Source organism: Pseudomonas persica, from assembly GCF_900291015.1.
In the GTDB taxonomy this organism is placed as follows: Bacteria; Pseudomonadota; Gammaproteobacteria; order Pseudomonadales; family Pseudomonadaceae; genus Aquipseudomonas.
Genome location: NZ_OLKL01000216.1, coordinates 1 through 259, shown reverse-complemented (window position 1 = coordinate 259; position 259 = coordinate 1). Strand labels below are relative to the sequence as shown.

1 pseudogene is annotated in these 259 nt (G+C 64.1%); it reads right to left on the bottom strand.

The features are described 5' to 3' along the window. A pseudogene (locus FQ664_RS26320) lies at positions 1-259 on the bottom strand (quinone oxidoreductase); the annotation flags it as partial.

Below are 259 nucleotides of genomic sequence, written 5' to 3'. Positions count from 1 at the left end.
GGTGGATACCGTGCCGATCACGTTCAGCCCAAGCAGCCGCGCCCACTGCGCGACAATCAGGCCCACCCCGCCAGCAGCCGCATGCAGAAGCACGCTGTCACCGGGTTTGAAGTCATACAGCCGGCGTAACAGGTAGGCCGAGGTCAGGCCACGCATGGTCATGGCGGCAGCAGTCTCGAAGGCAATGGTTTCCGGCAGCTTGATCAGCGCCGCTGCGGGGATCAGGCGCTCGGTGCAATAGGCACCCAGGGTATTGAGG